This window comes from Pseudomonas sp. B21-010 (assembly GCF_024749325.1).
In the GTDB taxonomy this organism is placed as follows: domain Bacteria; phylum Pseudomonadota; class Gammaproteobacteria; order Pseudomonadales; family Pseudomonadaceae; genus Aquipseudomonas; species Aquipseudomonas kilonensis.
In genome coordinates this window covers 2721962-2743544 of sequence record NZ_CP087198.1, presented here as the reverse complement: position 1 = coordinate 2743544, position 21583 = coordinate 2721962, and the positions used below count along the sequence as shown (strand labels likewise).

Genomic DNA, 21583 nt, shown 5'->3' with positions numbered 1-21583 from the left:
CAGTGTCCCTCGCGCTCATTCCCCACCTTTTTGTACAGGTCTCAGCATGACTCAGTCTCACGAAGACACGTCGTTTGAAGGTTTCGAACTGTCACCGCAACAGGCCCATCTGTGGCGCTTGCAGCAAACTAGCCTGGCCTCGGCGACAGCGCAGCGGGCCACGCTGCGTATTGCCAGTGAAACACCGTTGGACGGTGCACGGCTGACCAACAGTTTATCGGCGCTGCTGCAACGCCACGAGATCCTGCGCACCCGCTACCCGCAACTGCCGGGGCTGTTGCTGCCGATGCAGGTGATCGACGATTGCGCCGCTGATTGGCAGGCGCTGGGCATCGAACTGCACGTGGACGCTCAGTCGGCCACGTTGCACTTGCCGGCCTTGCACCTGGACAGCACCAGCCTGGGGTATCTCGGCGAAGAATGGGCGCTGGGCTATCTGCACGCCACACCCCAGGAGCCACCGCTGCAATACGCCGACTACGCGGCCTGGCGCCTGGAGTCGGTGGACGAGCAAGGCCGCCGATTCTGGGATGAGCAGTTCAACGCCGTGATCACGGACGTGCCGTTACCTTGGCATCGGCAGAACCCGGCATCCGGCGCCGCTGTCGCCCCTGAGCACATGCAACTACAGTTCGACGACTCGACCCGGCAGCGCCTTGAACGGCAAGCGAACGACCTCGGCGTCAGCCCTGGCATTTTCGTGCTCGGCGCCTGGGTCACCGTGTGGCAACGCTACAGCGAAGCCGAACGCCTGACGCTCGCCTACGAAAACCAGGTACGGCCTGACGTACTGGGCGATGCCCTCGGTCTGTTCTGCGAACCGCTGCCACTGACACTCGATACCTCGTCCGGGTTGTCGTTTGCCGCACTGTGTCGACAACTGAGCGAACGCGTTGGCCTGCTCAACGATGCCCGCGACAGCTACCCGAGCCACTTGAGCCACGCGCCATCGCTGACGGGTGTCGGTTTTCGCGAACTCGCGGCAACGCCCGACAGTGCCCTGAACGATGCCGGCTGGCGGATCGAACAGGCAACCAGTGCCAGTGCCGGCTGCGCGCTGCTGTTGCAATATCAGCCGTCGTCATCCAATGGATTGTCGCTGCACTTCGACGCCGCGCTCTACACGTCGGCCCACGTCGAAATCCTCGCCGAACAATTGCTGAGTGTGATCGAGCACAGCCTGCATGAGCCCTCTGCCCGGCTGGACCAATTGACGACCTGCAGCGCCGCCGAGCAGCAGCGTGTCACCGGCGCGCTGGCGGCTTCGCCCCCCCAGAGTCCGGGGCAAGAACAGCGGTATGCCGCCATCTTCGCGCTGCCCAACCTGGCCGCCTGCTTCACCCTCGACGCCACCGACCGGGCCCAGCGCCCGGCCGTGAGCGGGCCCAGCGGCACCTTGAGCTACGCCGAGCTGGATCAGCGCGCCCGCGCCCTGACCCAGCAACTGCTCGCCCAAGGCCTGGCGCCTGGTGCGCGGATTGCGCATTTCCTGCCGCGCGACATCGATGCGGTGGTGGCACTGGTGGCGATTCTGCGCGCCGGTGCCTGCTACGTACCGATCGACCCGAGCTACCCCACCGAGCGCATCGAACATATTCTGCGTGACAGCCAGGCACGCCTGGTGCTGACCCACCGCGCCCGCGTGCAAGACCTGCCGACAGACTGGCAACCGAGTGCGCTGGCCATCGATCAGGCGATGTCGGCGGTGCCGCCACAGGACGAGCCGCAGGTCGCACGGGATCAACCGGCCTACTTGATCTACACCTCGGGCAGTACCGGCCAGCCCAAGGGCGTGCTCATCAGTCATGCCAACGCCCTGCATTCGCTGGCGGCGCGGCTGTCGGGCTACCCACACCCCGTGCAACGTTTCCTGCTGCTGTCGTCGTTCGCCTTCGACAGCTCCATCGCCGGGCTGTTCTGGAGCCTGGCCCAGGGCGGTTGCCTGCACCTGGCCAGTGAAACCGAGCAGAAAGATCCGCTGCAGCTGGCCCGGTTGATCCGCAGCCACACTGTGTCGCACCTGCTGGCGTTGCCTTCGTTGTATGCGTTGTTGCTGGACGAGTTGGGCGATAGCCCGAGCCCGCTGAACACGGCGATTGTCGCCGGCGAAAGCTGCCCGCCGGCACTGGTGAACAATCACTATCGCCGCCACCCCGGCGCGCAGTTGTACAACGAGTACGGCCCGACCGAAGCCTCGGTGTGGAGCACCGTCGCCCTCTGCCAACCTGAGAGGGGTACGAGCCCCGTGCCCATCGGCCGAGCGATTGCCCATACCCGGGTGTATTTGCTCGACAGCGACGGCGCGCCTGTTGCCCGGGGGCTCAAGGGCGAGATCCATATCGCCGGGCCTGGATTATCCGAAGGGTATCTGGGGCTGCCACAGATGAGCGCCGAGAAGTTTATCCAGGCCAACCATCCGGCACTCCATGGCCAACGCCTGTACCGCACCGGCGACTTCGCCTGGCGGGATCTGGACGGGCAATTGGTGTTCCTCGGACGTACCGACTCGCAGATCAAATTGCGCGGCTACCGTATCGAACTCGGCGAAATCGAAACCGCACTGTGCAAGGTCAGTGGCGCCAGGCTGGCGGTGGTCTTGCTGGATACGACCCAAGCCGAACCCAGCTTGCGCGCTTTCGTCGAGTCGGCTAACGAGCTTCAGGCCGGTCTCGTGCGCGAATCCCTGGCGACGCTGTTGCCGGCACACATGATCCCCGCCGATATCCAGTGGCTGACGCAACTGCCACGCACCGCCAACGGCAAGGTCGATCATCGCGCCTTGCTGGCCCGGCAGCCGAACCACCGCGTCGCGGTTTATGCCGCGCCCGAGGGGCATGTCGAACAGGTGCTCGCGGCGGTCTGGCAAGAGCTGCTGGAGGTCGAGATCATCGGTCGCCACGACGACTTCTTCGCCCTCGGCGGCCATTCGTTGCTGGTGGTGCGCATGACCGCCAGGCTGCGCGCCCTGCTCGGCATCGAAGTGCCGGTCAACGTGATCTTCCAGCACCCGACGCTGATCCAGCTTGCCGAGCAGATCGCCCAGCCGCACGACCGCTCAGCCGTCATCGCCTTGCAGCCCGGCGTGGCAGGCCAGCCCCCCCTGTTCTGCCTGCATCAGCCGGCGGGCGGGGTTCATCACTATTTGCCGATGGTCGCCGGCTTGTCGCAGGCGATGCCGGTTTACGGCATCGCGTTGCCCGAGTCGTTACGCGACCAGGACCTCGTCGCATTGGCCAGCGCCTATGTGCCGCAGATCCGCCAGATTCAGGCGCAGGGTCCGTATCGCCTGGGCGGGTGGTCCATGGGGGGATTGCTTGCGCTGGAGCTGACTCGACAATTGGAAGCACTTGGGCAAACGGTCGAATGGCTGGGGTTGTTCGACAGCACGTTCCACGCCGAGGACGAAGCGCTGGCCTGGGATGCGTTGTATGCCACCGTGCAGCGAGAATTGAGCAGCGACAGCCGCCAGCGCCTGGCCACGCTCGCCCCGGAACCGTTGACACAATTGCGCGCGGCCACGGCCAAGCTCGATCGCGTGGCGCAATTGCGTTTCGCCCTGCTGCAATGGACACTTGCCAACGGCCTGAGCCTCAATGCGCCGTTGGCGTACGTTGAGCAGGTCTTGGACGTGATGGCCGACGCACGTCGTTGGGTCAACGGCTATTCAGTGCCCACCGTGCAGGCGACCCTGCACCTGTGGTGGGCCGAACAGACCCTGGTCGAGCGCCCGAGCCTGCCTGCGCAGTGGGACGCCATCAGCCAGCGAACCTGTCATCATCAGGTCGCTGCCGATCACGACACGCTCCTCGGGCAGTCTGCCTTCCATGAACAACTCAACAAGTCGCTGGCTGTGGCCTCGACGGAAACCGTCGCATGAACCTGATTCTTTATCTTTACCGCCAATCGGCACGCCTGCTGGCATTGGCTTCCATCAGCGGCGCCCTGGGCGGCCTGGCGAGCGCAGGGCTGGTGATCCTGATCAACCGTGGGTTGGCCTACCCGCATCAGTTGCCGGAACTGGCCCTTGGGTTCTTCGGGCTGTGTGCGGGCATGTTGCTGTGCAAACTCTGCTCGGAACTGTCGTTGCTGCATCTGACCCAAAGCGCCATCTTCCAGATGCGCATCGACTTGTCGCGCAAACTGCTCGCCACCCCGCTCAAGCGCCTGCAAACCATGGGTAAGCACCGCTTGTTGGTGATCCTGACTGAAGACGTGCACACCTTCACCGCTGCGTTCGAGTGGGTGCCGCTGCTGTTCGTCAACGCCGTGGTGACGTTGGCGTGTTTCGCCTACCTGGCCTGGCTGTCGTGGTCACTGCTGCTGATCCTGGCGCTGTTCCTGCTGGTCGGCCTGATCGCGTTCCACCTGGCCGAACGCGGACCGCTGAGCCACCTGGAACGGGTGCGACAACAGAAAGACGTGCTTTACCAGCACTTTCGCAGCCTGATCGAAGGCAGCAAGGAACTGCAATTGAGCAATGCCCGTGGCGAAGCGTTCGTCGAGCGCGTCATTCGTCCAGGCGCCGATGAGTTCCGGGTGCGATTTTTGCGCGGCATGGCCGGGTATTCAGTGGTGGCCAACCTTGGCACCCTGCTGTTTTACCTCAACCTGGGTGTACTGCTGTTTGTCGTGCCGTTCTGGCTGCCGCAGTCAATCACCGTGCTCACCAGTTTCACGGTGACGTTGCTCTATCTGGTGCGACCGATCTCCGACCTGATGATTGCGCTGCCCTCTCTGCGCCAGGCCAGTATCGCCCTGAGCCGCATTCGCCAACTGGATGCCGAACTGAGCACCGAAGCCCAGATGGCTGCACCGGTCGGTAACGCGTTTGCCAGCCAGGGACCGACGCGCCTGCTGCTTAATGGCGTCTGTCACCGCTATCCGGGCGAACATGAGGATCACCCTTTCCTGCTCGGGCCAATCGATCTGACGTTGGAACAGGGCGAGCTGGTGTTTGTCGTCGGCGGCAACGGCAGCGGCAAGACGACGCTGTCCATGCTGCTGCTCGGGTTGTATGCGCCGGAATCCGGCTGCGTCGTACTCAACGGTGTGGAGGTGGACGACGACAACCGTGAACAATACCGCCAGCACTTTGCTGCCGTGTTTGCCGACTTCCATTTGTTTGAACACTTGCTGGGCGATGATGGCCCGGGTGCCGAACAGCGCACGGCCGATGCGACACGCTACGTCAAGGCGCTGGGCCTGGGGCACAAGGTCAGCATCGTCGATGATCGCTTCTCCACGGTGGAGCTCTCCACCGGCCAGCGCAAACGACTGGCGCTGGTCTCAGCGTATCTGGACGACAAACCGTTTTACCTGTTCGACGAGTGGGCGGCCGACCAGGACCCGGCCTTCAAGCGGGTGTTCTACATGGAGTTGTTGCCGGAGCTCAAGGCCCGGGGCAAGACCGTGATTGTGATCACGCACGATGACGCCTACTTCTCCCAGGCCGACCGGGTATTGAAAGTCGAGAACGGCCGTCTTACCCAAGTCGAAACCCAAGCCGCCTGCGCCTGATGGGGCTTCTCACTGTCCTGGATCGGAACGGTTGATCGGCCCCATGGCTAGTCGTCCTGATAGATGGAGTGCAGGTAACTGACCTGCACATCCACAGGCAGGCGGTGCAGCTTGGGGCAGGACTCACAGAGCACCGGCATCTGGCCCTCAACCGCTTCGTGCAACTGGTAATGCAGGCAACAATGCTTGCGCAGTGGCAGACGGGGGCAAATCAGCGGCGCGGGTGATTCCACCATGCGCTGCAGGCCTCGCAGCCTCAGGCGACCGTCGTTCACCGTGACCTGCTCCAGCCACTGGTGCGCCTCGGCGAACCCCGCTCTTGAGAGGTCGGGGTCCATCCTGGCGAAAGCACCGTCCCAGATGGCGACCATGTTGGCCCACAGTATTTTCGGTGCCAGGCCACCGGCGGCAGCCAAGGCTACGAACAACGGCGCCAGGTGCTCATGAATCAGCCGACTCCAGTAGTCGGCACGCCCCTCGGCGGACAGCGCCATCAGCCGGGCATTCAAGCCCAACGCCATGGGCTCGCCCTCAGCATGAAACAACACCGCCTTATCGCCCCAGAAATCGATCGCGCCCTGACGCGTGAGCACGCACGCCAGGGCGGCCGGCAGGGCAATGCTCATGTAGTTCATCGACCACTGCGAAACCACAGCCGCGCGATTCCCCCCCGGATATTGCAGGGCAAATCGAGACAGCAACGGTTTCAGCACGGCAGGGTCGGCAACATGACTTAACCCAATAGACGGTTGATCGCCAGGTGCTTGCCGAATGACCCGTGTTATTGGCGGCCAGGCCTGGTTAAGCCATTCTGGAAATTCGATAACAGGGCTCCCGTGGCTTTCCCTAATTAATGCAAACGATTAGCATTGGCTGATCCTATCCTCCCTCCCCTGCAAACTCAACGTCGTCAGCGACCGGGCTCACCAAGACCACATGCATACACTCCGCAATTTCTGGCGTCTCGCACGGCCTTTCTGGACATCCGAGGAAAAGTATCCGGCCCTGCTGCTGTTGTTCGCCACTGTGCTGATGACCCTGTGCATGGTCGGTATCAACATCCTGACGAATTTCTGGAACCTGCATTTCTATAACGCCTTGCAGGCCCTGGATTACCACGGTTTTCTGATCGGCAGCCTGCAGTTCATCCTGCTGCAGATCGGCACCGCCGCGTTTACCGTCGGTGCGTTTCACTTCCAACAGAAGCTGACGCTGCGCTGGCGTCGTTGGGCGACGCGCAACATGCTCGATCAGTGGCTGGACAACCAGCGCTACCATAAGCTGAAACTGAGCGAGACCGACGTCGACAACCCGGATCAACGGATCGCCGAAGACATTGACCTCTTCATCATAAAATCCCTCAAGTTGAGCTTGGGGCTGCTGACGTCGGTGGTGTCACTGTTTTCTTTCCTGCACATCCTCTGGCAGGCCTCCAGCCTCGTCAGCGTGCCATTCAACGGCGAGTCATTCGTCATCCCAGGGCTACTGGTGTGGGTGGCCCTGGTGTACGCAATCGCAGGAACCGGTGTCGCATTCTGGCTGGGACGTGCGCTGCCCAGCCTCAATTTCATGCAACAACGGCGTGAAGCAGATTTTCGTTTCTCGCTCATCCGCCTGCGGGAAAACGCCGACTCAGTGGCCCAATACCGTGGAGAAGCCGTAGAAAAACAACGGTTCAACCTGCGTCTGGAGGCGGCGCTGGAGAACTTCTGGGCGTTGGTGAAAAAACAGAAACTGATCATGGGCTACTCAACCCTCTATTTGCGCAGCGCCACGGTCATCCCCATGTTCATCATGGCACCACAGTTCTTCGCGGGCGCATTCCCCCTCGGCCGGCTGACACAGATCAGCGCCGCCTTCGGTGAAGTACACGCAGCCATTGCCTATCTTGTGGAGGTATTTCCGGAACTGTCGGAATGGAAGTCGGTGATCGACCGGCTGGTCGGTTTCCAGGAGCGCCTGGATAACGTCGAGGTCAAGTCCCAGGTCAGGCACGAGCAACAGGCCAACGGCCTCGACATCAAGGACCTGGACATCTGGCTGCCAAACGGCCGGCCCTTGTTCAAAGGCTTCAACCTTTCCCTCAAGCCTGGCGACAGCCTGATGATCAGCGCGCCGTCCGGCTACGGCAAATCGACGCTGATCCGCACGATTACCGGGCTTTGGCATCACGCTCGCGGTTCAAGTTGCTATGACCGTGAGCGCGCCCTGACACTTTCGCAAAAACCCTACCTGCCGTTGGGCAACCTGCGCGAGGCGCTGTGGTACCCCAAACCGCCCCGCCGCGAAGAAGATGCGGCGCTGCGCCAGATCATGGAGCAAGTCGGCCTGCAACACCTGGCCGATCAGCTGGAGCAGGAACGGGACTGGGCGCAGACCCTCAGCGTCGGCGAACAGCAACGCTGTGCATTCGTCAGGGCCCTGCTGACCCGCCCTACGGTGCTGTTTCTCGACGAGAGCAGCTCGGCGCTGGATGCGGCAAACGAAGCGCGCTGCTATCAACTGCTCAAGCAAACGCTGCCGGACACGATCCTGATCAGTGTCGGGCACAGCGCCTCCCTGGAGCACTTCCATTGGCAAGTCCTTGAATTGCGGGACGAGGCGCAGTGGGTGCAGCGCAAGGTCAGGCAAGCGGTGTGAGCCCGCATTCCGCGCCTACGCAATAGCGCATGCAAAAGTGCTCCTGTGGCGAGGGAGCTTGCTCCCGCTGGGGTGCGAAGCGCCCCCCCATGAAGCTGATGACAGCTTCCTGATACACCTTCGTGGCCGGCTATGGGGCTGCTGCGCAGCCCAGCGGGAGCAAGCTCCCTCGCCACGGGGTCGACGTGTTCCCCTTGCTCCGTGGACAGATCCCTGAAAAGCGTGAACGACCTGTGTGGCACAACATCCCTGCTCGCCCATTGGTATGCAGAGTTTGTGGTCTATAGTTCCTGACAGATCCAGAGTTTCGCTCGGGCCATAGGAGCAACACCCCCTCGAGCCGTAACCGTGTCGGATGCCCACCAGCCTTCGGTAGTGAATAATGCAGGGAGCACACCATGCCGATCCAGCGGCCTGAGACACTGAGGTTGGCCCCTGGCCCTGCCCATCATGCAGAGATTGATGGCGATACCGAGGCCGGCGTGTTTCGGTTCGGCATCGACCAGGCCAAGGAAGCCTACATCCTGTTCCCGTTGCTGGCCGCGCTTCTGTTGCTGGCCATCTGGACCGCGACCCTGTACCTGATCAAGGTTGAACATGCCCGCGCGCAGCAGAGCGCCGCGACGGCAAGTATGGAGATGGGCGCCACCTACGAAGCGCAAATGCTGCGCGCCATTCATGAAATCGATCAAACCCTCAAACTGGTCAAATACACCTACGAAGCTGAAGGTGAGCCTAATCCCCTGCGCCGGCTCCAGGAGCGGGCCTTGTTGCCGCCGGCCTTGGTGTTTGACGTCAGTGTGGTCAGCCCGGACGGCAGGCTCGTGGCAAGCACGCGGGTCAACGAGCGGGAAAATATCGCGGACCCGGATGAGCAACAAACGCTGCGCCATGGTGACTCGCTGTCCATCAGCCATCCATGGAAAAGCCCTGTCACCGGGGAATGGCGCCTGCGCTTCAGTCGGCGACTCGACGCCGCGGATGGCGGGCTTTCCGGGATCGCCAGGGTCGAAGTCGATGCCGCCTACTTCGTCAGCAGCTACGACGCCTCGAAACTCGGCGACCAGGGTGCCCTCGGGCTCCTTGGCGCCGACGGCATCTTCCGCGTACGGCGCACCGGGGAAACGGTATTGGCCGGCGATACGGTCGATTACAGCGCCGTGGTGCCAGACGCCGAAAACACCGACGCAGTGCTCTCGGTCAACGGATGGGACGGGGTGCGGCGCTACACCAGTGCCCGCCAGCTCTACGACTTTCCGTTGGCGGTGATTGTCGGCTTGTCCGAGCAAGAGCAACTGGCCGCGGTGAACCAGCAAGCGCGTACCTATCTCTGGCGCGCCGCGGGCGGCAGCCTGGTGCTGGTGTTGTTGGTGAGCCTGCTCGCCCGGATGAGCTGGCAACTGGCGCAGAGCCGTTTGCGCGCCGCCGAAGCGCAGACGCAACTGGCCGCGGCCGCCCGCCAGGCCGGCATGGCCGAAATCGCCACCAACGTCCTGCACAACGTGGGCAATGTGCTCAACAGCGTGAATATCTCCGCCGACATGGTCACCCGCAAGCTGCGTACCAGCAAGGCCTTGGGGCTCGGCAAGGCGGTGCAAATGATGAACGAGCATGCCGAGGACCTCGGCGACTTCATCTCCCACGACGAAAAAGGCAAGCTGCTGCCCGGCTACCTGAACCAACTGGTGGACGCGCTAGCGGTCGAGCAACAGAGCATGACCGAGGAACTTGGCCAGCTGACTAAAAGCGTTGACCACATCAAGGAAATCGTTTCCGCCCAGCAATCGTATGCGGGCACCTCTACCATTGCCGAAACCGTGCAGATAAAGGAACTGATCGAGGATGCCTTGCGCATGAACGCCAGCATCATCGCGGCGCGCCAGATAACCGTGGTACGAAACTTTGCCGAAACGCCCTTGCTGCTGCTGGACAAGCACCGGGTGCTGCTGATCCTGGTCAATCTGATAAAAAACGCCAGCAGGGCGATGGATGAGAAGCCGGAGCTTGCTCATCAAATCATCCTTCAGAGTGAGATGCCCCAGGCAGACACCCTGGTGATCAAGGTCATCGACAATGGCGAAGGCATCGCGCCCGAGAACCTGACGCGAATCTTTGCCCATGGCTTTACCACGCGCAAGGATGGCCATGGTTTTGGTTTGCACAGCTGCGTCCTGGCGGCCATGGAGATGGGCGGTTCACTGGAAGCCCACAGCGATGGCCCGGGAACAGGGGCAACCTTTACGCTCAAATTGGCGATCTAGACTACGCTTCGGTGGGTGGTAGCGCGCAGCTTCAGCCAACGTTACAAGGAACAGACGAATGGCGATCCATGCAACGAGGTCACGTTGACCCTATGGCGACAAGACCCAAGACACTGGCCCTGGCCGTCATGACGCTGTATGCCGGCGGCGCCAGCGCCGACGCCGCCGATATGTTCTCGTTAAGCAGTTTCGGCACGGTGGGGATCGTCCATTCCAGCGAAAAAAGAGCCGACTTCACCTCCAGTATCTTCAAACCCAATGGCGCCGGTCATTCACGGAACTGGAGCGCCGATGTCGACAGCCTGATCGGTGCCCAACTGACCGCCACGTTCACCCCGCAGCTGTCGGCCGTGGTGCAGGTCATTTCAGAGCAGCGCTACGACAACAGCTACCGCCCCTTTGTCGAGTGGGCCAACATCAAGTACCAGTTCACGCCGGACTTCAACGCACGCATTGGCCGTACCGTATTGCCGACTTTCCTGGTCTCCGACACTCGAAAAGTGGGCTACACCCTGCCCTGGGTGCGGGCGCCCATGGAGGTCTACAGCCTGATGCCGATTTCCAGCAGCGACGGCATCGATGGCAGCTACCGGTTTCGTGTCGATGAAATCACCAATACCGTGCAGGCGCACTACGGCCAGAACGACACCCGTCAGCCTGACGGCGCCGGCAAGGCACTGACGAGAAATTTCTGGGGGGTCACCAACACCACCGAGTTCGGCGTCCTGACCACGCGCATCACCTTCATGAAAGCCGACCTGACACTGGAGCCGTTCAATTCACTCTTCGATACGTTCAGGGAGTTCGGTGCAGAAGGCATCGCCATCGCCGATCGCTACGACTCCGATGACACGCCCGTCGAATTCTTTGGAGTAGGCGCCAGCTATGATCCGGGCGATTGGTTCGTCATGAGCGAATGGGGACGTCTGGATAGCCGTTCCGGCCTGGGCAGGACCAGTGGCTGGTACATCAGCGGCGGGTACCGCGTTGCAGCGTTCACCCCCTATGTCACCTACGCTCGGTCCAAGACCGAAACAGAAGTCTCCAGCCCGGGCCTGACGGCTTCGGCCCTGCCACCGGCCCTGGCGGGGGTTGCCGAGCAGCTCAACGGTGCACTCAACTCTGTCCTGGGCTCAAACGAAGGCCAGCAGACCGTGTCCCTTGGCGTGCGCTGGGATTTCACCAAGAACATGGACGCCAAACTGCAATACGATCACACACGTTTCAAGGGCAACTCGGTCGGTCCGTTGATCAATCCCCAACCGGACTTCACGTCGGGGGGCTCGCTCAACGTCATCAGCCTAGCTGTCGATTTTGTATTCTGATGGAGCGGGCCATGGGGTTTGTGAGGCTCATCGGATTCACCGTAGCGGGGCTCGCCCTGTGCGCAGCCAGCGCCGCCGTCAAGGCCGACGTGGTCGTGGTCGTCGCCACGTCCAGCCCGGTGAAAGCGCTCGCGCGCAATCAGGTGGCGGATATTTTCCTCGGCAAGACCAGCCGTTTCCCCGACGGCGGACAGGCAACTCCCATTGACCTGACGGAAGATTCGCCGACCCGCGACGAGTTCTACACAACGTTCACAAGCAAGTCCGCCGCCCAGCTCAAGGCGCACTGGTCGAAAATCATCTTTACCGGCAGAGGCCAACCGCCCCAGGCTGTTTCAAGCAGTGCGGAGGTCAAGAAGCGTATTGCAGAGAACCCCGGCACCATTGGCTATATCGATGCCCGGGAGGTAGACGGCAGCGTCAGGGCACTGCCGCTTGACCCGCAATAAGCGCGGGCCTTAGTTATCGAGATCCGTGCCAGCCGCCTGGGCTTGTAGCAACACCTTGAACTGATCGGCAGGAACCGGTTTGTTGAAGTAGAACCCCTGGAATTCGTCGCAGGCATTGTCGCGCAGGAAATCGGCCTGCTCCTTGGTTTCCACACCTTGGGCCACCACGGTCAGGCTGAGGGTCCGGCCCATGGCAATAATGGCTTCGGTCAAGGCTTTGTCTTCCGACACGCTGCTGGTATCGCAGATACACGAGCGGTCGATCTTGATGACGTCGAGCGGAAACTGTTCGAGGGCAGAGAGCGAAGAATAGCCAATGCCGAAATCATCGACGGCGATGCGGACCTTCAAGTGTTTGAGCCCGGTCAACACGCTCAACGCTCTTTTGACGTCCTGCATGAGCAGGCTCTCGGCGATTTCCAGCTCCAGCAGACGTGCATCCATACCGGTTTCGGCCAATATCTCAGCCAGGTCCGCAAGCAGGTTCTCATCGGCAAACTGCCGTGCCGTGAGGTTCACGGCGACCCCCAGGTGCGGCAATCCCTGTTGCTGCCACGCCACGTTTTGCTGGCAGGCGGTCTTGAGCACCCACTTGCCGATCGGCACGATCAAACCGGTCTCTTCCGCTACCGGGATGAATTGCATCGGTGCCACGATACCCAGGTCCGGATGATTCCAGCGCAGTAGCGCTTCCATGCCGGTAATGCGACCACTGCCGATATCTCGCTTGGCCTGGTAGTGAAGCTGGAACTCGTGGCGCTCCAGCGCGTGGCGCAAGCTCAGCTCCAGCGTCATCCGTTCCAGTGAGTCCGCGTTCAGCTTCGCGGAGTAGAACTGGAAGTTGTTCTTGCCGCATTGCTTGGCCTGGTACATCGCGATATCGGCGTTTTTCTTGAGCGTCTGCTCGTCCAGGCCATCCTGTGGGAAGACACTGATGCCGACGCTGGCGGTCACCCGGAACTCCTGACCCTGGAGGTTGAAAGGCCGGGCAACGGCGCCAAGGATCTTCTGGGCGGTGGTTGCCACGTCCTTGTCATCGGACAGCTCTGGCAGCAGGATCACGAATTCGTCGCCGCCCAATCGGGCGACCGTATCGCTGGTGCGCAGACACGCCATGAGTCGCAGCGCGACCTCCTTGAGCAATTGATCGCCGGCATCGTGCCCAAGCGTATCGTTGACTTGCTTGAAGCGGTCGAGGTCAAGGAACAGCACCGCCAGTTGCCGATGATAACGACTTGCCTCGCCGATGCTCTGGCTCAACAGAATGCTGAACAGACTGCGATTGGGCAACGCCGTAAGGCCGTCGTGATAGGCCAGATACTCGACATTTTCGGCGTAGGCAATTTTCGCTTCGCCTGCGCGCAGACGGCTTTGCACCAGCTGCCAGCTCATCCGGGCAAGCAGCCCCGCCAACAACACCAGCAACAGGCTGCCGCCGGCCGTGCGCCAGAGGTAGGTCTGCGCTTGTCGCGTCACTGTGGCCAGTTGTTCTTCTTCGGACAACCCAACGATCACCGCCAGCGGAAAATCGTAGAGCTGACGGGCGCTGGTGTAGCGCCGCACGCCGTCCATTCCGTTGATCAAGCGTACGGCGTCAGTGTTTTCGGTGTCCGGCACCACGGCGGCGTAATCAACCTCATCGCCGGCCGATATCGCTTCCCCGCTGCGCCGTGCCCGAAAGACGCCGTCGATGCCCAGCAGGCCGAGCAAGCCCTGATTGCCAAGCTTCGAGGTGTCATAACTGCTGACGAAATAGGCCGCATCGACTTCAACCATGGCGATCCCGGCGAATGCGCCAGCCCCCGTGTCGAGCCGCCGGCTGAAACGCAACTTCCACTCCCCCTTCGCCGGGCTTTTCCACGGGCGGCTGATCGACAATGCAGTGTCACGCTCCACCGTTTGCAGCTCATCCTTGGCGAGCCGGTCTCCGACCTCGCTCGACTGGGTACTGGCCACGACCAGACCACTGGCATCAACCACGCTGACATCAAACAAATAAGGTGAAGGCAGCAAGGCGCGTGCCTTGAGCTTGGGCAGCGGGTTTGCCTCGCGCTCGGACTCGTAGGTGTACTTGACGAGCTTGAGGGTCTGGTCGATTTCACGCACCGCCCGCAGGATCTGCGCTTCGTAGGTGGCGCCGATTTCCAGGCTCGCCTCGGCGATGCCCTGCTGCGCGCGGGTCTGTTCGACCTTGAGCAGGTACAGGGTGCCCGCCCAGATGACCGATAGCAGGAGAACCGCCAACAGCGGGAACAGAATGTAGGCTTCCTTGACCTGGTCGAAGCGGCGCCGAAACAGATCGCTTGTCGCATCGGACAAGGTGTTGTCACGAGGGGCGACATCCTGGGCCGACGTCAGTACACTCGCCCGTTGGATCGCCATGGTGTGCTCCCTGCGTTGTTCACTGCTGACGGCCTGCGGGTATCCGACGCGGCAACGCTGCGAGGCGTCCGTGGTTCCTGGCCGCCGGCACTGAAGGGTTCCGGACCTGCAGAAAACTATAGACCACAAACTGTGCCTGCCAATACCAATCGGCACGCCGACCGTGGCTTTGCGCTGGTTGTAATGACGAAGTGCAGTTGACTCCCCTGACTTATTGGTCCAGTTTTTAATACAACAGTGCCCTGCAAGCCTTTCATGCAGGACGCAATGCCTGATAAATCCTGTTCGTTAATCAAAGGGCCCCTGCCAGCCTATGAATGATGTACGTAGGACCTCCCCTACCATCGAACGCCAATGGATGCCCCTGTGCCGTTGATTCCCCTGGTTGTGTGTGACGACTCCAACATGGCGCGCAAACAGGTGTTGCGCGCGCTGCCTGCAGACTGGCCGGTTTCGGTCACCGAGGCGGTCAACGGGCGCCAGGCCATGGACGCCATACGCCAGGGCCTGGGGCAAGTGGTGCTGCTCGACCTGACCATGCCGGAGATGGATGGCTACCAGGTGTTGAGCGCCTTGCGCGCCGAGGGCTTGAAGGCGCAAGTCATCGTGATTTCCGGTGACGTCCAGGACGAGGCGGTGCGCCGCGTGCTTGAGCTGGGCGCGCTGGCGTTCCTGAAAAAACCGTTCGATGAAAACGACCTGCGCCAGACACTGGAGCGGCTGGGGCTAATGGCCCAAGCCAGCCAGGTGCCGCTGCAGAATCGTTCGGCCACGAACACGGCCATCAGTTTTCACGATGTGTTCCGCGAGACGGTCAACGTGGCCATCGGCCGGGCAGCGGCCCTGATCGCCAAGGTATTGGGGGTCTTCGTGCAGTTGCCGGTGCCGAACGTGAACATCCTCGAGGTCGGGGAACTGCATATGGCGCTCAACGACGTCGGCAGCTCCCAGCAACTCACGGCCATCTGCCAGGGTTTCATTGGCAGCGGCATCGCCGGTGAAGCCCTGCTGATATTCCATGACTCGGAAATCGCCGACATCGCGCAACTGATGCAGCGCGAGAGCGCCGATTATTCGGACCTGGAAATGTTGCTGGACCTTTCCAGTGTCTTGATCGGTGCGTGCCTGAGCAGCATTGCCGAACAGATCGATGTGGTGTTTTCCCAGGGCCATCCGCAGATCCTCGGCCAGCACGCGGCCATCGAGGACCTGATCCAGGTCAACCGCAAGCACTGGAAAAAGACCCTGGCGGTGGAAATCAGCTACAGCCTGGAAGGACACGATATTCGCTTCGACCTGTTGCTGCTGTTCACGGAAGACTCCATCGAACGGTTGACCCACAAACTCGCCTACCTGATGAGCTGAGCCATGAACGATCCCATCGATCTGAACGAATTTCACTGGTTGCTGGCCATCGTTCAGAGCATCGACGTCGGTGTCGTGGTGCTCGACCGCGAGTACCGCGTGCAGGTCTGGAACACCTTCATGGAGAACCGCTCCGGGGTGCAGCCCAAGGATGCCCACAATCAGCATTTTTTCAGCCTGTTCCCTGAAATCGATCGCCAGTGGTTCAGCCGCAAGGTGGAAAGTGTCGCGACCCTGGGCACGCCAGCGTTCACGGTCTGGGAGCAGCGCCCGTACCTGATTCGGTTCAAGAGCTACCAGCCGATCACCGGCCAGGAAGCGTTCATGTACCAGAACACCACGCTGCTGCCGCTACGCTCGCCTGACAACACCATCAAGCACATCTGCCTGGTGATCTATGACGTCACCGACGTCGCCGCCAACCGGCATCAGCTCCAGGCCGCCAACGCGCAGTTGCAACAACTCTCCAGCACTGATCGACTGACGGGGCTGTACAACCGCGGGCATTGGGAGGCCAACCTGAAAGCCGCCTACGCCCGGCACCAGCGCTACGGCCATGCGTTGAGCCTGGTGATGCTCGATATCGATCACTTCAAGCGGGTCAACGACACCTACGGTCACCAGGCCGGCGACAAGGTCATCGAGCAAGTCGCCAGGCTGCTGCTCGAACATGCGCGCGACTCCGATGTGGTCGGGCGCTATGGCGGTGAAGAGTTTGGCGTGGTGCTTTCAGATACCGACAGCAGCGGTGCACTCACTTTCGCCGAACGCATGCGGCACTCCGTGGAGGCGCTGGAGGTGGTGTACAACGACCAGACCATCCGTTTCACCATCAGCCTGGGCGTGGCCGACCTGAGCCAGCCCTCGAACGACCACGCCGACCTGATCGCCAGGGCGGATCAGGCGCTGTATACGTCGAAGAAGACCGGGCGCAATCGGGTGACGGTGCATGAATAGCCAGGCCACAACGGCTCGCTGTGGCGAGGGGATTTTACGAAACGTCGCACCGCCCCGCTGGGCTCTGTAGGAGCTGGCGAAGCCTGCGATCTTTTGACCTTGATCTTTCCCTTCAGACTCAGAAAGATCGCAGCCTCGTTGCACTCGACAGCTCCTACACAGCGTTCGCTCCCACAGGGGCCGTTGGCATTTACTCACCCACAAGCCCTGGGGAAGCTTCGCCATATTTACCCAGCAGCTTTAGCGTCACCCCATTTGTCCAGCCGAAGCCGTCCTGCAGTTCATATTCGCCGCCTCCCCCGCCGTCTCCGCGCCCGGACAGATCGTATTTCTCCACCAGCTTGTTTTCCCTGCGGTAAAGGTTCTCGACCTGCTGCAAGAAGCGGCTGCCAATTTGCTGCGCCAGGGCGGTGTGCTGGTAGCGGTCCAGCCCCTCCACCGCGACCCATTGCAACGGTGCCCAGCCATTGGGCTCGTCCCATTGCTGGCCATTACTGACCTGGGTGGTGGCGATGCCGCCGGGGCGCAACAGGCCGTCACGTACCGCATCGGCAGTGCGATTGGCATGCTCGACAGACGCCAGCCCCGTATACAGCGGGAATAGCGTCGCGGCCGTAAGCTGCTGGCGTGGCTGGTTGCGTTGCCAGTCGTAGTCCACGTAGAAACCTTTGTCGGCATTCCACAAGTGCTTCTCGATGGCCCGCTGGCGCTGTTCGGCGCGCCGGCCGTAAGCCTGGACGCAGGGGTTGTTCTGCACCGTCTCGCAGGCTTTGGCGATGGTGTTTTCCAGATGATAGATCAGGCTATTCAGATCCACGGGCACGATGGCCGTGGTGCGAATACTCGCCAGGTTCTGGCCATCGTCCAACCAGCGCGAGCTGAAGTCCCAGCCACTTTCGGCGCCAGCGCGCAGGTCTCGCCAGACCTCTTCCCTGGCCCGGTCCGGCGCCTGCTCGGCAGTGCGGACATCTTGCAACCACGATTCCTCTCGAGGCGTCGGGCTGGCATCCCAATAGCGGTTGAGCACACTGCCATCGGCGAGCTTGACCACGTGCCGCTCAGCCGTGCCGGGCTTGAGTGACTTGGCGCCCTCCATCCAATAGGCATACTCCTTCTGCAACTGCGGCAGGTATCGTCCATAGGACTGGTCGCCCTCGATACGCGCCTGTAACTCCACCATGTAAGCAAAAAATGGCGGCTGCGACCGGCTCAAGTAGTAGGTGCGATTGCCGTTGGGAATGTGGCCGTAGGTGTCGATCATGTAGGCAAAGTTGTCGGTCATCTGCCGGACCTGGGCCTTATCACCGCTCTGCTCAAGCCCCAGCATGGTGAAATACGAATCCCAGTAATACATCTCGCGAAAACGTCCGCCGGGCACCACATAGGGCTGCGGCAGGGGCAACAAGCTGCTGTAGGCCGGCACCTGGCTGTAGGATCGACTCAGTACCGGCCAGAGGCTGTCGATGTGTGCCTCGATCGGAGCGCCGGGCTTGGGAGCCGGGCTTTCGGCTTCGCCGGATTCGATGAAGTTGTCTTTCACGAAAGCCTTGATATCGAAGCCATCGCGGTTACGTCGGACCAGGTAATCGGCGCGGATCTGCGCTGGATCACGGTTGGGCAGTGCGTCCACGAAATGCTTCTGGTCAGTGAACACCTGCTCGCGTTGCACCGCTTCAAAGAGCTCGGGATAGGCCTGGTCGGGGGGGAGATTGGCCCGTCCTTGGGCGTCTGCGTAGCTCCATGTTGCGGGCGGTTGACTTGAGCACGCCACGCACAGCAGCGCGGCAAAAGAGAGGCTGGCGAGGTTAATAGATCGCATCAGAGGGTCCATCCTGTTTTTGTTCCTGACACACGAGTGACCTGCCGGAATGGGCCTGGGTTCACTCAATGATGCAGTGCCGGGCGACGCTCAGATTACATTTGGTCAGTCCAATCTATTTTTTTATTAATTGGTCTTGCCAATATTTTTTCCGGCCTGTAGTTTCGGAGCAAGGTCATCGGTGCAGGTCACTGCCCGCCTACAACAAAAAAGAGAGCCCCGGTCCCGGCAGCCGTGCGCTCATAACCCTCCTCCCGCCTGCAGGCAGCCACTGCCTGCACGCCAGCCAAGGAGCATCGACATGCTGACTGTCATCTGTAACGAACCCGGCTCGTTAACCGCCATCAAACGTGAAAAGCCCCTCAGGAAACCGGGGGAGATCCTCATCCGGGTCAAGCGCGTCGGGGTCTGCGGCACCGATCTGCACATTTTCACCGGCAATCAGCCGTACCTCGAATATCCGCGCGTCATGGGCCACGAGTTCTCCGGGGTAGTCGACGAGACGGACAGCGCCAGCGACCTCGCCATCGGTGATGTTGTCTATGTGATGCCCTACCTCTCCTGCGGGACATGCATCGCCTGCCGCCAGGGCAAGACCAACTGCTGCACCCGCATTCAAGTGCTGGGCGTTCATTGCGATGGCGCGTTCACTGAGTACCTGAGCGTTCCCCACGAATTCGTGCACAAGGCCGTGGGTGCTTCCCTTGATCAGGCGGCGATGATCGAGTTCCTTTCCATCGGCGCGCATGCGGTGCGGCGCTCAAATGTCCAGGCGGATAAACGCGCGCTGGTGGTCGGCACCGGCCCGATCGGCATGGCGGCGGCAATCTTCGCCAGCCTGCGTGGAGCACAAGTCACCGTCCTGGATACCCGTGAGGATCGTCTTGCGTTCTGCAAGCAACACTTGGATATCCACGCCGCCGTGCACATCGGCGAAGGCGACAAGCAGACCCTGGCTGAACTGACAGGGGGTGATTTTTTCGACGTGGTATTCGATGCCACCGGTAACGCACGGGCCATGGAACGCGGGTTCGAGTTCATCGCCCACGGCGGTACCTATGTGATGATTTCGGTGGTGCGGGACTCCATCACCTTCTCCGACCCTGAATTCCACAAGCGCGAAGCCACGCTGATGGGCAGCCGCAACGCCACCCAGGAAGACTTCCGCCACGTCGAGCGATGCCTGCGCGACGGATTGATTCCGGATGCGGCCCTGAACACCCACCGACTGACGCTGGGCGACGTGGCCGATTCGTTCGCCACATTGCTCGACCCCAGCCAGGGCGTCGTCAAAGCCATCATCGAGTGCTAGGAATCGGAGGACGTCGCATGAACCCGCCTTCTTCTTTGCTTGTGCTGGCACCGGGTGATGATGTCGCAGTGGCCCGGGGCGATATCGCCGAAGGTCAGCACGTGAGTGCCGACGGCATCACCCTGACCGCCCGGCAGCCGGTTCCGTCCGGCCACAAGATCGCCCTGCGCACGGTGTTGGCCGGCCAACGGCTGCTCAAGTACGGACAGACCATTGGCCAGGCAACCCGGGACATCGAGCCCGGCGATTACGTCCACGTGCACAACCTGGACATGCCCGCCACCAATGCCGAACACCGTGTACGGAACGTCTATGTGCCCACCTCGTTGAGCAATGATCCCGCTACGTTCGAAGGCTACGTCCGTGAGGATGGGCGCGTCGGTACACGCAATTACATCGGTGTCATTTCCAGCGTCAACTGCTCGGCAACCGTCTGCAAGCACATCGCCAACGCATTTTCTCCGGAACGCCTGAAAGACTTCCCCAATGTCGATGGCGTCGTTGCGATCACCCACGGCAGCGGCTGTGGCATGGGCGCCAAGGGTGAAGGCATCGACATCCTCAAGCGCACCTTGCGCGGCTATGCCGATCACGCCAACTTCGCCGGCGTGCTGTTGATCGGCCTGGGGTGCGAAGTCAACCAACTGACCCCGTTGATGAATGAACTGGGGGATCGCCGCGCTGTGCTCAAGGCCAGCCTGATCATTCAGGAGGAAGGCGGTACTCGCGAAGCCGTGCGCCGTGGCATCGCCCATATTGAAGCGATGCTGCCTGTCATCAACCAATACCAACGGTCGACCGTCGCCGCCAGCCACTTATGCGTCGGCTTGCAATGCGGCGGCTCGGATGGTTACTCGGGCATCACGGCCAATCCGGCACTCGGCGCGGCCGTGGACCTGTTGGTGCAACATGGCGGCACCGCGATTCTTTCGGAAACGCCGGAAATCTATGGGGCCGAACACTTGCTGACGGCCCGCGCGGTGTCTGCCGAAATCGCGGAAAAATTGATGGAGCGGATCCACTGGTGGGAAGCTTACGTGCGCCACAACGACGGTGATATGAACAACAACCCTTCGCCGGGCAACAAGGCCGGGGGCATCACCACCATCCTGGAAAAATCCCTGGGCGCCGTGGCGAAAGCCGGTGCGACCGGGCTGATGGGCGTTTACCAATACGCTGAAACGGTCGATGCCCGAGGCCTGGTGTTCATGGACACGCCCGGCTATGACCCGGTGTCCGCGACCGGCCAGGTGGCGGGTGGCGCGAATCTCATCTGCTTCACCACGGGCCGTGGCTCGACCTACGGCTGCAAACCCACGCCCTCCTTGAAGATCGCCACCAATACTCGCCTGTTCCAACGCATGGAACTGGACATGGACTTCAACGCTGGTGGCATTGTCGATGGCCTGGAGTCGGTGGCGCAGGCGGGTGAGCGGTTGTTCCGACTGATGCTGGAGACGGCGTCCGGACACCGCACTTGCAGCGAGGAAAACGGCTTGGGCGATAACGAGTTCCTGCCCTGGCAAATCGGCGCGGTGATGTGAATGACGGAGTCA

The 21583-nt window shown here is 61.5% G+C and carries 13 protein-coding genes; 10 read left to right on the top strand and 3 right to left on the bottom strand.

Annotated elements, in window-relative coordinates:
• Nucleotides 1-46: 46 nt before the first annotated feature.
• Together LOY50_RS12150 and LOY50_RS12145 are read left to right on the top strand one after the other, a co-directional pair.
• The gene (locus LOY50_RS12150) at nt 47-3877 is read left to right on the top strand and encodes an amino acid adenylation domain-containing protein (protein WP_258690961.1); all 3831 of its coding nucleotides are present in this window, start codon (nt 47-49) and stop codon (nt 3875-3877) included.
• Nucleotides 3874-5517 carry a cyclic peptide export ABC transporter gene (locus LOY50_RS12145; protein ID WP_258690960.1) on the top strand — a complete coding sequence of 548 codons (1644 nt, stop codon included), beginning with the start codon at nt 3874-3876 and terminating at the stop codon, nt 5515-5517. The genes LOY50_RS12150 and LOY50_RS12145 overlap by 4 nt, the downstream gene beginning before the upstream one ends.
• A 47-nt stretch (nt 5518-5564) precedes the next feature.
• Here the strand turns inward: LOY50_RS12145 and fhuF are convergent, their stop codons facing one another.
• Nucleotides 5565-6227: a siderophore-iron reductase FhuF gene (gene fhuF, locus LOY50_RS12140; RefSeq protein ID WP_258691230.1), complete on the bottom strand. Its 663-nt coding sequence runs from the start codon at nt 6225-6227 to the stop codon at nt 5565-5567.
• A 226-nt stretch (nt 6228-6453) separates the two neighbouring features.
• Here fhuF and LOY50_RS12135 point away from each other — a divergent pair, with 226 nt between their 5' ends.
• The 4 genes from LOY50_RS12135 to LOY50_RS12120 all read left to right on the top strand — a co-directional run bounded on the left by LOY50_RS12135 (nt 6454) and on the right by LOY50_RS12120 (nt 12192).
• Nucleotides 6454-8157 (top strand): ABC transporter ATP-binding protein/permease, encoded by a 1704-nt coding sequence (locus tag LOY50_RS12135; protein WP_258690959.1) that lies wholly within the window; start codon nt 6454-6456, stop codon nt 8155-8157.
• A gap of 398 nt (nt 8158-8555) precedes the next feature.
• Nucleotides 8556-10418, top strand: a complete 1863-nt coding sequence (locus LOY50_RS12130) for an ATP-binding protein (protein ID WP_258690958.1) — start codon at nt 8556-8558, stop codon at nt 10416-10418.
• Between the two features lie 92 nt (nt 10419-10510).
• Nucleotides 10511-11743 (top strand): porin, encoded by a 1233-nt coding sequence (locus LOY50_RS12125; RefSeq protein WP_253473861.1) that lies wholly within the window; start codon nt 10511-10513, stop codon nt 11741-11743.
• Between the two features lie 11 nt (nt 11744-11754).
• Entirely contained in the window at nt 11755-12192 is a 438-nt protein-coding gene (locus tag LOY50_RS12120; protein ID WP_214509330.1) for a substrate-binding domain-containing protein, read from the top strand.
• Between the two features lie 9 nt (nt 12193-12201).
• On the opposite strand, the gene LOY50_RS12115 is transcribed toward LOY50_RS12120, so the two are convergent.
• Nucleotides 12202-14574, bottom strand: coding sequence for a bifunctional diguanylate cyclase/phosphodiesterase (locus LOY50_RS12115; RefSeq protein ID WP_258690957.1), 2373 nt, complete (start codon nt 14572-14574; stop codon nt 12202-12204).
• A gap of 354 nt (nt 14575-14928) precedes the next feature.
• Between LOY50_RS12115 and LOY50_RS12110 the strand changes: the two genes are divergently transcribed.
• Together LOY50_RS12110 and LOY50_RS12105 are read left to right on the top strand one after the other, a co-directional pair.
• Nucleotides 14929-15939 (top strand): response regulator, encoded by a 1011-nt coding sequence (locus tag LOY50_RS12110; protein ID WP_214509328.1) that lies wholly within the window; start codon nt 14929-14931, stop codon nt 15937-15939.
• A gap of 3 nt (nt 15940-15942) precedes the next feature.
• Entirely contained in the window at nt 15943-16896 is a 954-nt protein-coding gene (locus LOY50_RS12105) for a GGDEF domain-containing protein (protein ID WP_253473852.1), read from the top strand.
• 190 nt (nt 16897-17086) lie between these two features.
• Here LOY50_RS12105 and treA read toward each other — a convergent pair whose 3' ends face one another.
• On the bottom strand, nt 17087-18715 hold the full coding sequence (gene treA / locus LOY50_RS12100) for an alpha,alpha-trehalase TreA (RefSeq protein WP_258690956.1): 1629 nt from the start codon (nt 18713-18715) through the stop codon (nt 17087-17089).
• A 301-nt stretch (nt 18716-19016) separates the two neighbouring features.
• On the opposite strand from treA, the gene LOY50_RS12095 reads away from it, so the two are divergent.
• A complete protein-coding gene (locus LOY50_RS12095) occupies nt 19017-20027 on the top strand; it encodes a zinc-binding alcohol dehydrogenase family protein (RefSeq protein ID WP_258690955.1) in 1011 nt (336 codons plus the stop codon).
• A gap of 17 nt (nt 20028-20044) precedes the next feature.
• Nucleotides 20045-21571 carry a UxaA family hydrolase gene (locus LOY50_RS12090; RefSeq protein WP_258690954.1) on the top strand — a complete coding sequence of 509 codons (1527 nt, stop codon included), beginning with the start codon at nt 20045-20047 and terminating at the stop codon, nt 21569-21571.
• The last annotated feature ends 12 nt before the right edge of the window (nt 21572-21583 follow it).

Excerpts from the sequence above, each read along its gene's own strand:
- LOY50_RS12150 (WP_258690961.1), top strand. The coding sequence starts at position 47 with ATGACTCAGTCTCACGAAGACACGTCGTTTGAAGGTTTCGAACTGTCA.
- LOY50_RS12145 (WP_258690960.1), top strand. The coding sequence starts at position 3,874 with ATGAACCTGATTCTTTATCTTTACCGCCAATCGGCACGCCTGCTGGCA.
- LOY50_RS12135 (WP_258690959.1), top strand. The coding sequence starts at position 6,454 with ATGCATACACTCCGCAATTTCTGGCGTCTCGCACGGCCTTTCTGGACA.
- LOY50_RS12130 (WP_258690958.1), top strand. The coding sequence starts at position 8,556 with ATGCCGATCCAGCGGCCTGAGACACTGAGGTTGGCCCCTGGCCCTGCC.
- LOY50_RS12125 (WP_253473861.1), top strand. The coding sequence starts at position 10,511 with ATGGCGACAAGACCCAAGACACTGGCCCTGGCCGTCATGACGCTGTAT.
- LOY50_RS12120 (WP_214509330.1), top strand. The coding sequence starts at position 11,755 with ATGGGGTTTGTGAGGCTCATCGGATTCACCGTAGCGGGGCTCGCCCTG.
- LOY50_RS12115 (WP_258690957.1), bottom strand. The coding sequence starts at position 14,574 with ATGGCGATCCAACGGGCGAGTGTACTGACGTCGGCCCAGGATGTCGCC.
- LOY50_RS12110 (WP_214509328.1), top strand. The coding sequence starts at position 14,929 with ATGGATGCCCCTGTGCCGTTGATTCCCCTGGTTGTGTGTGACGACTCC.
- LOY50_RS12105 (WP_253473852.1), top strand. The coding sequence starts at position 15,943 with ATGAACGATCCCATCGATCTGAACGAATTTCACTGGTTGCTGGCCATC.
- treA (WP_258690956.1), bottom strand. The coding sequence starts at position 18,715 with ATGCGATCTATTAACCTCGCCAGCCTCTCTTTTGCCGCGCTGCTGTGC.
- LOY50_RS12095 (WP_258690955.1), top strand. The coding sequence starts at position 19,017 with ATGCTGACTGTCATCTGTAACGAACCCGGCTCGTTAACCGCCATCAAA.
- LOY50_RS12090 (WP_258690954.1), top strand. The coding sequence starts at position 20,045 with ATGAACCCGCCTTCTTCTTTGCTTGTGCTGGCACCGGGTGATGATGTC.